Raw genomic sequence first — 13952 nt, 5'->3', positions numbered from 1 at the left:
TTGTAAGATTAAAAAAGGGAAAAAACGGGCGAAAATAGAAGTATTATTAAGGAAAATATATTTATTTCGGATTCTTAATAATTTTTATGGCTATGCAGTTAATTCAGCATAGGTAATCGTAGGAGTTGAAGTGCCTGCTACTAGAAGCCTGTCAAACAGTCAGTTCTGCATCCAGCGAGGATTAAAACGATAACAAGAATTCTTCCAATAAGACTGAAGATGCTTTCTGCCTAATTCATGATAAGTACCTTCTATAAAAGCACTGGCATTACCAATACAGTATGCAGTCATTTGAGAAACTGGGAATTCTCAGCCATTTTCAAATACTTAGGGCGGCCTTCTTCATAAAGGAATATAGTACATATAACTTTAGTTTTTTCTGTTTCACGACCATGTTTACCGCTCTAGATGGGACTCCCAAAAAAGTATCATCAATCTCCATAATACCTAATAACATATATCTAGCGTTACGGTCCTTCATAGCTTTTTTGATCTTATATTTGTAGAGTTGTGTTCTTGAAAGGATCACTTTCAAAATGGTACTACCGAATTTCTGGCTAATGCTATTCACCGTGTTAAAAAAGTTATTTCACTCCCCCTGCTGGTTAGTATGGATTTGGGCTATGATAGCATTGAAAATAGAAAGATTTGTTTAAAACCTGAAACTAACGTTGACTTTATCATAAAACGCAACTTGCTTAACAAAATGGAACTATGATAAAAGAGCGTGAAGGTAAAATAGTTTATTTAGGTTCGCAGAAAGTCCACTTTAAAGAAAAGTTATAAGAAATAGACACATACTGGAGGTATGTTGCATGAAAGCAATAGTAAAAAAGGTAATTAATTATACAGAATTGATAACTATTCCGCTGACGGAATTTTTAGCTCTTGATAATTCTATAATTAAATACATGGTTATGCATTGGTTTGGCGGAATTTTATTAATCTATACAGTACTCCTACCAATATTCATGAATAAATTAGGCATTAATATAATAACTGCGGGAGCAATTTTTAGTATCACAGCATTAGTTGATGTAATATTAACATTTATCTTGAGCAGATTTTTGGACAAAATATCTCCCAATATAGGAATGAGTCTGGATTGGCTTACAGAAAGTTTACCTCCATTAATTTATAGTTTGGCATCTACTCCCTTTCATTTTGTGTTGGGATCAATAGCTGGTAGGATTACAAATATACTGAATCCTGTTTATAAGGTTTATGAAAATGAAATTTTTTCAAAGGATAAGCAAAGTTTAATTTATACATATCATCTGATTACACCGGAAGTTTTTACTTTGATTTTTTATTCTTTTATAGGTTATTTATTGACATATAAATTTACTTCGATTTTTGCTTTTCGAGTTGTTTTTTTGATTTGTGGTATCGGATTTTTATTTGTTGCATTGATTCCATATAAATTTTTGAAATGGGTTGAACTGATAGAGATTACAAAACATAAGGCTGCAATTAATTTCCCGCGCGAATTATATTTAGTGGCCTTAGCACAAATTTTAATTTTTGTTGGACTTAATTTTGCTTCAATGTTAGTGACAAGTTACTACATTTTAGATAAAATGCAGGGAACAGTCATGGATGTTTTGGTTTTAAAGATTGTTTCATCTCTGGTTGTAATTTTTACCGGGTTATATAGTAAAAATTTAGGGTCAAAAATTTCTGAGGTTAGAATTGCCCAATAATATGGGATTGTATTATTTGCAGGTTTAATGAGTCTGGCTAAAAGTTATTGGATGATCATTGCTGCTTTCATTTTTTATTCGATTGGCAATACAGTCTGGTTCCTGCATCATTATTCATTTCTGATGAAATTAGTTCCTCGTGAGAAAAGGGGGAAGTTTTTTGGGAGTGTTAGTTCTTTGGAAAAATTGATTGGAATGGGTATTCCTCTCTTATCTGGTGTTTTGGTCAATCGATATGGGTTTTTTATTCCTTTTAGTCTTTCGTTTTTGGCTTTTTTACAGTATTTTTAATCTATCAATTTTTAGCCAAAAAAGGTAATAACTGTATTACAAAAAGCTAAAAAGCTAATTTTAAGAAGCATAGAAATTTTTTGCCAAATCATCTTAGCGAGATTTCCGACAAAATAAGGCCTCATTAGAGGAGATGATGAGCTAATCAAGGGCCAGGAGGGCCCTTGGATTAGGAAGCCTTATTTCGGCGGAAATCGAGCTTTAGATGATTCGAAAAATTTCTTTTGAAGCGAAAAATTAGCTTTTTGCAGTAAAATCATTGATCTAATATACCATTTTATATCTACCTCTGCACATTGGTATTCCTTCAAAATCGTAAAATCTTTTGTGACTTCACCCCTGTCGGTTTTTAGTTTGGTCATCAATATATGCGACATAATAGGGGTGAAGTCTTTCTTTTATTTCTGAAAATGTTGATAATAAAGCCTCATTTTATAAAAAAGTATAAATGGTTAGACTAAGATAAACCTAAAAACAGAAAAAAAAATGAAGGGTTTTTAACTTTGTTCATGAATTATTTTAATTATGGTTATTATAACCATAGTAATTTTGAAGGAGGAACTAATAATAATGGCTCAACAAAGAAAACGTCTGTTTTTATTGGATGGGAACAGTTTAACCCATCGTGCGTTTTATGCATTGCCTCCAATGAGTACTTCAGATGGAAAGCCGACCAATGCAGTATTTGGTTTTACAAAGATGTTGCTAAAGCTAATCAAAGAGGAAAAACCTGATTTTCTTGCAGTTGCTTTTGACTTAAAAGCTCCGACATTTCGTCACAAAGAATTTGCCGATTACAAAGGTCATCGGGAAAAAACACCTGATGAATTAATCCCACAATTTGAAATGGTAAAAGAAATATTACGTGCTTTTGATATTCCAATTTATGAAATTGAAGGATATGAAGCTGATGATATTTTGGGAACTCTAGCTAAGGAAGGAGAAAAACAGGGCCATTCTGTAACCATTGTGACAGGGGACCGTGATGCCCTACAGCTTGTGTCGGAAAATATTCGGGTAATGTATAACAAAAAAGGTATAACTGAGATTGAAGATTACACTCTGGAAAATGTTCGTAAAAAATATCAAGTGGAACCTGAACAACTAATTGATATTAAGGCATTGACAGGTGATAAATCAGATAATATTCCAGGAGTTCCGGGAATTGGCGAAAAGACAGCTATTGCTCTAATTAAAGAATTCGGTTCATTAGAAGAGGTATTGGCCAACATTGATAAGGTCAGTGGGAAAAAACGAAAAGAGAACCTTACGAAACACAAAGAAGATGCTGTCTTGAGCAAACGATTGGCTACTATTATTACCGATGTTCCCATTGAGATCGATTTTGATAGTTGTAAAATGGGAGAAGTAGACCAAAAGAGAGTTTTAGAAATCTTTGCAAAGTTGGAGTTTCGCAGTTTGATGAATGAAATTACCTTAAAAAAGGAGATTGAGCCAATTAAGGCTGAATACCAGACCATCTCTGATGAAAAAGAACTTAAAAAGATTGTAGATACTTTTTCAAAGAAAAAAATAAAGCTGGATCTTATTCTTTCAGAAGAAGACCCCATGCGTGCTGAAATTTTGGGTCTTATCTTAAAAGGGGATGGGGAAGATACCTATTATATACCTCTTGATCTTTTTGATAATCAGATTCCCGATCTTTTAAAGAATCTCCTCTCTGATGAAAATATTTCCAAGTCACTCTATCAGGCTAAGTGTAAAATGGTGGCCCTGCGCAGATATGGAGTGGAACTTAAGGGGTTAAAATTTGACCCAGATCTGGCGGTATATCTTCTTAGACCCTCAGAGAAAAATCCTACCTGGAAGGAGATTGTCAGTGAGCATTTAATGATTACCCTTCCTGAAGAAGATGATGCTATAGGATATGCTGCCATGCGTGTAGAACTGCTGGAACGGTTGGAAGAAGTACTGACTGCAAGGTTAGAGGAAAATGAGCTGACCCATCTTTTCAATGATATAGAAATTCCCTTAGAAGAAGTACTAGCGGAAATGGAGTTTAATGGAATAGATGTGGATGAAGAGTATCTCCATCAATTGTCTGAAGAGTTTGGTCAGAGAATTGATCAGATAGCTGAGGAGATCTATGAGATTGCAGATTATGAATTTAATATTAATTCACCCAAACAATTAGGAGAGGTTCTTTTTGAAAAACTTGGACTGCCAGTAATTAAAAAGACAAAGACCGGTTATTCAACTGATGCTGAAGTTTTAGATGAATTAAAAAATCATGATACCACAGGTATTATTCGTCTGATTCAGGAATATCGGGAATTAACAAAATTGAAATCTACCTATGTAGATGCTCTTCCACCAATGGTTCATCCTGAGACAGGGCGAATTCATACCTATTTCAACCAGACTGTGACTGCAACAGGTAGATTAAGCAGTACTGAACCCAATTTGCAAAATATTCCCATAAGAACAGAGGAAGGGCGTAAGATCAGGGCAGCTTTTGTGGCAGGTGAAGAAGAAACCCTTCTCCTTACTGCTGACTATTCACAGGTGGAGTTGAGGATTCTGGCTCATATTTCTAAAGATCCTGGGTTGATCGAGGCATTTAATGAAAATGCAGATATTCATACAAGAACCGCTGCTGAGGTCTTTGATATACCGCCTGAAAAAGTGGATAAAGAGCTTCGCCGACGTGCAAAGGCCATCAATTTTGGTATTGCCTATGGTTTAAGTCCCTATGGCCTCTCGAAAGATCTAGGAATTCCGCGTAAGGAAGCAGAAGAATATATTTTAAAATACTTTACCCGGTATCGGGGGTAAAAGAATATATTGATTCTACCATTCAACTGGCTAAAAAACAGGGGTATGTAACCACTTTAGAAAAACGCCGCCGCTATCTCCCTGACATTAATAGTCGTAATTACCATAGGCGAAGTTTTGCTGAACGGATGGCTATTAATACACCTATTCAGGGAACTGCCGCTGATATAATGAAGATTGCTATGAATAAAGTTTATCAGGCTTTGAAAAAGGGTGGATATCGCTCCAGATTACTCCTACAGGTTCATGACGAACTGGTATTGGAAGTCTATAAAGATGAATTAGATCAGATCATCCAACTTGTACGATCAGAAATGGAAGGGGCATATAAATTATCTGTACCACTGATTGTTGATATTGAAATTGGTCAAAACTGGCGTGATCAATCACCTATTTCATAAATATTTACTGCAAAAAGCTAATTTTGAGTGTCATAGAAATTTTTTGTTAAACCATCTTAGTGAGATTTCAGTCGAAATAAGGCCTCATATGAGGATTGATGAGCTAATCAAGGGCCAGGAGGGCCCATTGATTAGTGTATCTTATTTCGACTGAAATCGAACTTTAGATGGTTCGAAAAATTTCTTTTGAAGTGAAAAATTTGCTTTTTGCAGTTTAATCAAAATTTGAGGAGGAGTGAACAATGCTGGATAAAGAGTTAATGGAAAAGGTACTTAAAAAAGCCCTGGAGTATGGAGGTGATTTTGCTGAAATATTTTTTGAAGATAAGCGTACAAATAATATTGTTGCTGAAGGTGGAGTAATAGAAAAGGTAAAGAGCGGTTTTGATATGGGGGTAGGTATCCGGGTTATTTATGGGGAAAAAGTATCTTATGCTTTTACTGATGATTTAAGTCCGAAGGAGTTAATGGAAGCTGCCCGGAGTGCAGCGGCAGCTGCTAAAGGTTCGGGTAAAGATGTGATTGTCATTGATCTGACCCGTAAATCTGTCCCCAACCTTCATCCGGTTAAGATTGAACCTACTGGGTATAACAAAAATGCCAAAGTAGAGATTATCATGAAAGCTGACGAGGCAGCGCGGGTTTCGGATCTGATAAAACAGGTTACTATCAGTTTTATGGATCAGTTCCGGAAAATTATGATTGCTAATAGTGAGGGACTCTGGGTTGAAGATGAACAGGTGTTTATCCGTTTTACCGTAAGTACTGTAGCCCAACGAGGAGATTTAATTCAAACCGGTTCAGTCTCTAAAGGTAAGGCTATGGGTATTGAACTCTTTGATTTATATGACCCAGAGATTTTAGCGCGTACTGCGGGTGAACAGGCTATAACCATGTTAAATGCCAGACCTGCGCCGTCAGGAAAAATGGATGTGATTATCAATAATGGTTTTGGTGGAGTTCTCTTCCATGAAGCCTGTGGTCATGGTTTAGAAGCAGACGCTATAGTTAAAGGTTCATCGGTTTTTGCTGGAAAGGTGGGCCAAAAGGTAGCATCATCCATTGTAACTGCCATTGATGATCCTACTATACCAAATGAGTGGGGATCTTATAATATTGATGATGAAGGAACCCCTGCACAGCGTACCGTCCTGATTGAGAATGGAATTTTAAGAGAATATATGTGGGATCGGGTAAATGCTAAAAAAGCTGGTCGTTTAAGATCTACAGGTAACGGACGCCGCATGTCCTACCGTCATTTACCGATTCCTCGAATGACCAATACTTTTATCGCCAATGGTGAAAGTAAATATGAGGAACTCTTTAAAAATGTCCAGAGGGGTCTTTTTGCTAAAGCTTTAGGTGGTGGTCAGGTGAATACTTCCACTGGTGATTTTGTTTTTGCCGTAAGAGAGGGTTATCTGATTGAAAATGGACAGATTACAGAGCCGGTCCGGGGTGCGACTTTAGTCGGTAATGGCCCTGAGGTATTACATAAAATTGAGATGATAGCTGATAATTTGGATTTTGAACCCGGTATGTGTGGTAAACAGTTTCAGTCTGTCAATGCTGCTGTTGGTCAGCCTACACTTTTAATCAGTGATATTACGGTTGGTGGAACCGAGAGAAAGGGGGAGAAGTGAGATGAATTTCGAAAAGTTAATTGATTTTGGTCTGGGTCAGGGTGCTCAGGAAATAGAGATATACCTTCAACAGATTAAATCAGATCAGATACAGATCTTTAAAGGTGAAGTAGAATCACTCCTTTCTTCTAAAGGTCAGGGTATAGGAGTCAGAGCCTTTATTGATGGAAGGATGGGTTTTGCCTATACTTCTAATTTCAATGATGAGGGGCTTAAGAAAGTTATTAGTGAAGCTATTGCCAATGCCGGTTTGATGGGAGATACAACAGAAAAAAGAAAGCTTCCAGAACTCTTCAGCCAATACCCGGAAGTAGATATTTACGATCCAGGGCTTTTTGACATAGAGATTGATGAAAAAATAAATTTAGCAGTTGCCATTGAAAAAGCTGCATTGGATTATGATCCGCGGATTGTCATGGTTCCATCGGTGACCTATCAGGATAAAGATATAGAAATCCATCTTATCAATTCTAAGGGATTAAATCTTAAATATCGTAAAACCCAGGTTGTGGCCTATCTTTTTGCTCTTGCCAGAGAGGATGGTCATAACCAGACAGGAATAGGGATTGGCTTTGGGAAAGGTTTTAGTGATCTAAATCCTGAGATAATTGGTGAAAAAGCAGCTAAAGAAGCTATTTCCATGCTTGGTGGTAAACCTGTCCCGTCCCAGGAAGTACCGGTACTTTTTAATTCTTATTCCGGTTCAATGATATTTTATCCATTTGTTCCCGGTTTTCTTGCAGAAAAAGTTCAGAAAGGTAAATCTCTCTTTAAAGGTAAATTAGGCCGGGAGATTGCCAATCCATTGGTTACATTAATAGATGATGGTCTTAAAAAAGAAGGACTTATGACTGCTCCTTTTGATGATGAGGGAATCCCTTCTAAAGAAACTGTTGTAGTTGAAAATGGAGTCTTAAAAAACTATCTTTACGATTCCCATACAGCCAGAATTGACGGTGTTATTTCTACCGGTAATTCTAGAAGAAAAAGTTATAGAGATTTTCCGGAAGCTTCTCCGACCAATTTCTATTTAAAACCGGGTAATGATAGTTTAGAAGAGATGATTGCTGGAATTGAAGAAGGTTTTCTTGTTTTGCAATTATCTGGAGTACATAGTGGAGCTAACCCTATTTCGGGCGATTTTTCCATTGGAGCTTCCGGAATCTGGATTAAAGATGGAAAACTGGCTCAACCAGTTAGAAAAGTTACTATCGCAGGCAATTTTAGTCAGCTGTTAAAAGATATTATTAAGATAGGTAATGATCTGACATTTAATCCATTAACAGGATTTATGGGAACCCCATCATTTCTGGTGCGTAAATTAGCAGTAAGTGGTACGTAAAACTAAAGAATTTACCATTCATAGTTGACTTCCTTTAAGTCCATCCTAATACTAGAATCATAAATAAAGGGGAGACGTTGATGGACTTTTGGGGAGTGGAATATCAACCTGCTTATAACAATGAAGATGGTTTGAATTATGGGTTGTACTATTGTCCTATCTGTGATGCAGATACTTTACATCAGGTATTGGATGTAGATTTTGATAATTATGATGTAAAATGTAGCCGGTGTGGTACCATTTCCGTAACACGGGCCGATTTTTTTGACTCCTATGAAGAAGAAGTTATGAATTTAGGACAGAAGATTGCTGAGTTTTTTCCTGATGGAGAAAGTTTAATATGATACCAGAGGTGCTGAAAGTCAGTACCTTCTTTTTTTTATTATATGATTAAATTACAAAAAGCTAATTTTGAGTGCCATAGAAATTTTTCGTTAAACCATCTTAGTGAGATTTCAGTCGAAATAAGTCCTCATCACAGGATGTGATGAGCTAATCAAGGGTCAGGAGGATCCATTGATTAGTGTGCCTTATTTTGACTGAAATCGAACTTTAGATGGTTCGAAAAGTTTCTTTATGAAGCGAAAAGTTAGCTTTTTGCAGAAACTAACTTAAGCGTCCAAGAAAAAAACCTAAAAAAGTTGCTTTAGTTGTAATTTTATTTACTCTTTTTTGAATGATTTTGTCAAGACATTTGAGTAATTCTAAAACTTTTGTCCAATACTTCTCATCGCCATGAATCACCACATCTTTTTTGCAAACACTGAATTGATCAAATTCTGTATTGATTAATAAGTTATGTTCGTCTTCATTGATTGAAAGAAAATGATTAATAGTTTTTATGGCCCCATTTGACATCATTAAGTAATATTTACTCATTTATAATTTCCTCCTTTGAAGTGAATTTGAAAACCAAATAATTCACAATTTAGGATCATTTTCATTATATCTCGAAAATGCCAAATTGTCAACATTATGATATTTTTAACTTTTTGTCACTGAAAATGTTTGTTTATATTGACTATTTATACCAAATATATTATAATTAATATGAAGGAGGGTTAAAATATGCCAAAACAGACAGAAAAGATATTAAAAAAGATAGAATTTTTAAAAAGGAGAGCCGGGTATTCTGACCGTGATATAGCAAAGGCATTACAAATATCTCCATCCGGTTATTCCCGTATCAAAAATAATCAGCGAAGATTAACTATAGAACATCTTGAAAAGCTTGCAGATTTTTTTAAAGTGCCGTTCTTTTATTTGTTTTTCACTGAAGGCGATCTGGAAAGTCTCTCCTTTGCTGGGAATTTGAAAACATATCTAAAAGAGAAAAATTGGACTTATGAAGAGCTGGCTAAACATATAGGATTAAATGTTTTGAGGGTTATAGAACTTTCCCAGGGGGCAACTCCTACCAAAGAGGAGGTCAGGAGAATTATTTCTACATTAGGTATTAAATTAACCGGGCATAATACAATAGATGGACGAGTTGAATTAATTAAGCTTTTATTAGAGGAGTTGGAACTTGATGAATCCAGGATTGCAGTTATTCTGGAGTATATAGAGCAAAATTGAACTTAAATCATAACTTATTAAAGGATTATAAACGGCATAGAAATTTTTCGCCAAATCTTCACGAGATTTCCGACGAAATAAGGCCTCATCACAGGAGGTGATGAGCTAATCAAGGACCAGGAGGCTCCTTTGAGTCAGGAAGCCTTATTTCGGCGGAAATCGAGCTTTAGATGATTCGAGAAATTTCTCAAGAAGTGAAAAATTAACTTTTTGCAGTTTAACCATTAAAGTTGATTATCCTTGTCTTGAGATAATTAATTTTGTTTAAATCAATAAAATTATGAATGTCTGAGACATTTCAAACAATATAGATTAAAAATAGTAAAATAATGAATTTTATTCTTGCAGAATGACAAATCTGATGATATAATAATGATGTAACTTATACAAAAATAGGGGATAGAAAGAATATCTGGGGGTGTTGGCATGGAAAATATTGAACCCTATTTGGAAAAAGCTAAACAGAGTTTAGAAGAAAAAGATTTTAAAAGATTTATAGAAAATATAGTTATAGCAAAACATTTGACAAAATCTTATACAGAATATAGACCAGAAGTTCTTTATCAATATGCAATTGGATTATATAAATTGGGTGATTATAAAGGGGCTTATGAGGAGATAGAAGAAGCAATTGTAGTTCAAGAACCGGAAAAAAAATATAACTTAATAAAAATTAAAGGTATTATTTTAGGTAAATTGGGGGCATTAGAAGATGCTGTACAAATATTTGAAAGATTATCGAAGTTAGATGAATATCCCCGCATAAAAATTGGAGCTATAAATAATCTTGCATGGGTTTATGTTTATTTGTTTAAACAGAAATCAGATTCTGAATTTTTAAAGAAGGCTATTGAAAAATGTAATAGCCTTATAACTCAGTTTAATTTATTTGATGATAATGATCTAAGGGGGAAAGTTTTAATAAATTTAGGAACAGTTTATTGGTATCAGAAAAATTTTAAAGAGTCTTTAGATGTATTTAATGAAGCACTAAAATATGTTAAAGACCATCCCAGATTGTTCAATAATCTTGCGTCAGTTTATGTTCAGTTAGGAGAGACCGAAAAAGCATATGAATTTATTGATAAAGCAGAACTTATTGCAGATAGAACTAAAAATTATTTTGAAAAAGCACAGTCCTATGTTATTTTAGCTGAGTTGTCCGAATATAATGAAGATTACCTAAGAGCTATAGATTATTATCAAGTTGCATTAGATCATTTTATTTCTGTTCAGGCCCCATTAGAGATTTATGAATGTTTTGACAATATTTTGAGGTTACAGGCTAAGATTAATCGGGAATCAATAAAACTTATGAAGGAGAATTTTAAAAATAAGGTTTTGAATAGCTTAGGTGAAGAGATTCATTTAAAATTAGATTTTGAAAAGGAGGTTATATAATGAAGAAGATTATTGGCTTGTTTTTGATTTTGTTTTTGACTTTTTCCATATCTTTTACTGTTTTAGCTAATGATTTACAGTTAATGAGTGATTATAGCATAGTTACGACTAACGGCCCATTACCCATTGCTGATGAGGATTAAAATTAAATAAACTTTAAAATTATTATGCTGATTTTAACAATTAATCCCAGCTAAATTCTTATTATTTAACTGGAAAGAGAAGCTATTTTGGAAAGTATAATTAGGGTCAGGCATTGAAGGAGAACAAAAGATAAAAATTGTTGTAGTCTTAGTGTTTTTTTTTTGATTAATTTTTTTCAATGGATGGGGATTTAAATTTATATTACCTGCTAAAATGCGAAGGAATTCATAAAAAAGAAGGATTCTTTTTTTGTTTTATGATTATACTGCAAAAAGCTAATTTTGAACGACATAGAAATTTTTTGTCAAATCATCTTAGCGAGATTTCCGACGAAATAAGGCCTCATTACAGGAGGTGATGAGCTAATCAAGGGCCAGGAGAGCCCTTTGATTAGAAAGCCTTATTTCGGCGGAAATGGAGCTTTAGATGATTTGAAAAATTTCTCAAGAAGCGAAAAATTAGTTTTTTGCAGTTTAACCATTTTATGAGATCTTACGAAAGTTATTTACACATATAAAAATGGTCACCAGGAGGAGGTGGCAATCTTGAAAAAATATTTTAGTGTATTAAAAGAAAAGAATTTTGCATTATTTTGGCTAGGACTTTTAATATCTAATTTTGGAGATATTTTTACATATTTAAGTTTAACATGGCTTATTCTTGAAATAAATGGATCTGCCTTTTCTTTGGGGTTGACACTCTTAGCCTATGAGTTACCACCAGTTTTTATGGCACCAATTGCAGGATATTATCTTGATCAATACCGGGTAGAAAAAGTAATAATAGTAGAATCTTTATTAAGGGCATTGTTTATAAGCGCTATTCCCATCACATATAAGTTAAATATACTTAACTTATGGATATTAATGTTATTAATTGCACTCTCTTCTGGATTATCAGCAATCAGTAGGGCAGGAAATAATATTATGATTCCACATTTAATATCTTCTGAAAATTTAGTGACGGCGAATTCCTTAAAATCAATTCAATATAGAATTGCCCGTTTAATTGCACCAGCTGTCGCTGGAATTTTGATCGATATTATAGGTTCAGCAAATCTAATGTTTGTTGATTCTGCAACTTTTTTGTTAATTGCTTTTATTTTTTATTTAATAATGGTGAATAGCAAAAGATTTGTTCCGGATATTGAGAAAAAAGATAATATTATGAATATATGGAAAAATAACAGGGAAGGTTTAGCATATATTTATAAAAATAAGGCTCTTCTAATAATAATTTTTATATTTTTTATCTGGAACTTTACTCTCTGGGGAACTCTTGCTGTAGGTTTTCCTGTATTTATTAAACAGGAGTTGCTGTTAGGAGCTAAGAATTTAGGATTAATTATGTCATTAAGTTCAGGAGCATTATTAATAGGGTCTTTCATTATAGGTGCAGTTGAATGGAAAGTGAATTTGGGAAAAGTTCTGGTGGGTATAATTATGATTCATGGTTTGCTTTATATCGGAGTTGGATTGTCATCAAATATTTTACAAATGGCTGTATTTGTTGTATTAGCAGGGTTAATATTATCACCTGTTGATATTCTGTATTCTACGTTTTTACAGACTAGTGTACCTGAAAAACTACAGGGACGGGTATTTTCAATATGTGGATCTGCTTCTGTTGTTGGAGAATCATCCGGCTTAGTGGTTGCTGGTTTTCTGGTAGGATTATTTGGGGCAGGAAAAATGATTGTAATATCTGCTTTATGTGCAGTACTATGTGGGTTTGTTTTCATATGGCATCCAACTATTAGGATGGAAAATAAGGTATATAAAGATGTCACAGTTCAGTAAAGTAAAAATTTTTTCTGCCCCTAAAAAAGGATATAAAAAACCAGGCCATTAAAAAACATTAACAATGGCTTTACCAGGTGGATTCTATCTATTGAAGAATATTTTAAGTTGCCATGAGTTGATGTTCAACGTGCGCTAAAAGAGGTAATACTTTGAGGAGAACTTTTTTTCGTTTTGATATATAATTTGATAAGTAAAGGAGTACAAACTCCATTTAAGATTCACTTTGCACTATGTAATCTAATATACTTTCAATCCTGGATTGGTCAAGTCCTAATTCTTCTAACAAAAGTTTGATTAATTCAATACGTCCATCCAGAGTTTTGCCAAAGGAAAGTTTTTTTAAATCGTCTTCAGTAAAAAATAAATAAAAGAATGGTACATTAAAAAATGAAGCAATTTTTTCAAGTTGATCTACAGTCAATCTACGTTGTTGGTTTTTAATTCGGGAGTAACCAGAAGGTGTAATTCCAAGAGCATGTGCAATGTCGCGGTCAGAATGGCCGCTTTTTTCTTTTAAAAATTCTATCTTATTAAATATTTTTTTTGTTTGTTTTGACATATTTATACCTCCTTTTCTTTGATTATAATATATATGGAATAAATAGTCAATAAAAACAAACAATTCAATGACGAAAAAACAAAAAATTAATTATATTGACAAAATGTCATTTTTAATATATAATGAAATTGAGCCTATTTTTGAAATTTTTTATGTATTTCTAGTGTTACCTATATTTTACATTTAAGATTAAACTGCAAAAAGCTAATTTTGAGCGTCATAGAAATTTTTCGTTTACGACTAAAACTAAACTTTAGATAGTTCGAAAAATTTCTTTTGAAGCGAAAAATTA

10 protein-coding genes and 1 pseudogene are annotated in these 13952 nt (G+C 33.9%); 9 read left to right on the top strand and 2 right to left on the bottom strand.

Translation table 11 applies throughout. The features are described from left to right. Positions 1-815: 815 nt before the first annotated feature. From BBF96_RS10355 to BBF96_RS10335, 5 genes and pseudogenes are all read left to right on the top strand, one after another. On the top strand, positions 816-1703 hold the full coding sequence (locus BBF96_RS10355; RefSeq protein ID WP_127017079.1) for an MFS transporter: 888 nt from the start codon (positions 816-818) through the stop codon (positions 1701-1703). Positions 1704-2519: 816 nt separating this feature from the next. Then, a pseudogene (gene polA, locus BBF96_RS10350) lies at positions 2520-5191 on the top strand (DNA polymerase I). A 242-nt stretch (positions 5192-5433) separates the two neighbouring features. Further along, on the top strand, positions 5434-6834 hold the full coding sequence (locus BBF96_RS10345; protein ID WP_127017078.1) for a TldD/PmbA family protein: 1401 nt from the start codon (positions 5434-5436) through the stop codon (positions 6832-6834). 1 nt (position 6835) lies between these two features. Beyond that, positions 6836-8176, top strand: a complete 1341-nt coding sequence (locus BBF96_RS10340; protein ID WP_127017077.1) for a TldD/PmbA family protein — start codon at positions 6836-6838, stop codon at positions 8174-8176. An 80-nt stretch (positions 8177-8256) separates the two neighbouring features. After that, a complete protein-coding gene (locus BBF96_RS10335) occupies positions 8257-8520 on the top strand; it encodes a hypothetical protein (protein WP_127017076.1) in 264 nt (87 codons plus the stop codon). 262 nt (positions 8521-8782) lie between these two features. Here the strand turns inward: BBF96_RS10335 and BBF96_RS10330 are convergent, their stop codons facing one another. After that, complete coding sequence (locus BBF96_RS10330) at positions 8783-9055, bottom strand: hypothetical protein (protein WP_127017075.1); 273 nt, start codon at positions 9053-9055, stop codon at positions 8783-8785. A 189-nt stretch (positions 9056-9244) separates the two neighbouring features. Between BBF96_RS10330 and BBF96_RS10325 the strand changes: the two genes are divergently transcribed. From BBF96_RS10325 to BBF96_RS10315, 4 genes are all read left to right on the top strand, one after another. After that, entirely contained in the window at positions 9245-9754 is a 510-nt protein-coding gene (locus BBF96_RS10325) for a helix-turn-helix domain-containing protein (RefSeq protein WP_127017074.1), read from the top strand. A gap of 426 nt (positions 9755-10180) precedes the next feature. Next, on the top strand, positions 10181-11155 hold the full coding sequence (locus BBF96_RS10320; protein ID WP_127017073.1) for a tetratricopeptide repeat protein: 975 nt from the start codon (positions 10181-10183) through the stop codon (positions 11153-11155). Continuing rightward, entirely contained in the window at positions 11155-11298 is a 144-nt protein-coding gene (locus tag BBF96_RS16450) for a hypothetical protein (RefSeq protein WP_164731009.1), read from the top strand. The genes BBF96_RS10320 and BBF96_RS16450 overlap by 1 nt, the downstream gene beginning before the upstream one ends. A 546-nt stretch (positions 11299-11844) precedes the next feature. After that, on the top strand, positions 11845-13098 hold the full coding sequence (locus BBF96_RS10315) for an MFS transporter (protein WP_164731008.1): 1254 nt from the start codon (positions 11845-11847) through the stop codon (positions 13096-13098). Between the two features lie 214 nt (positions 13099-13312). Here BBF96_RS10315 and BBF96_RS10310 read toward each other — a convergent pair whose 3' ends face one another. Continuing rightward, positions 13313-13660, bottom strand: coding sequence for a helix-turn-helix domain-containing protein (locus BBF96_RS10310; RefSeq protein WP_127017071.1), 348 nt, complete (start codon positions 13658-13660; stop codon positions 13313-13315). Positions 13661-13952 lie beyond the last annotated feature (292 nt).

Source organism: Anoxybacter fermentans (assembly GCF_003991135.1).
Classification (GTDB): Bacteria; Bacillota; Halanaerobiia; order DY22613; family DY22613; genus Anoxybacter; species Anoxybacter fermentans.
The sequence above is the reverse complement of the archived record's forward strand: the minus strand, read 5'-3'. Positions and strand labels throughout refer to the sequence as shown.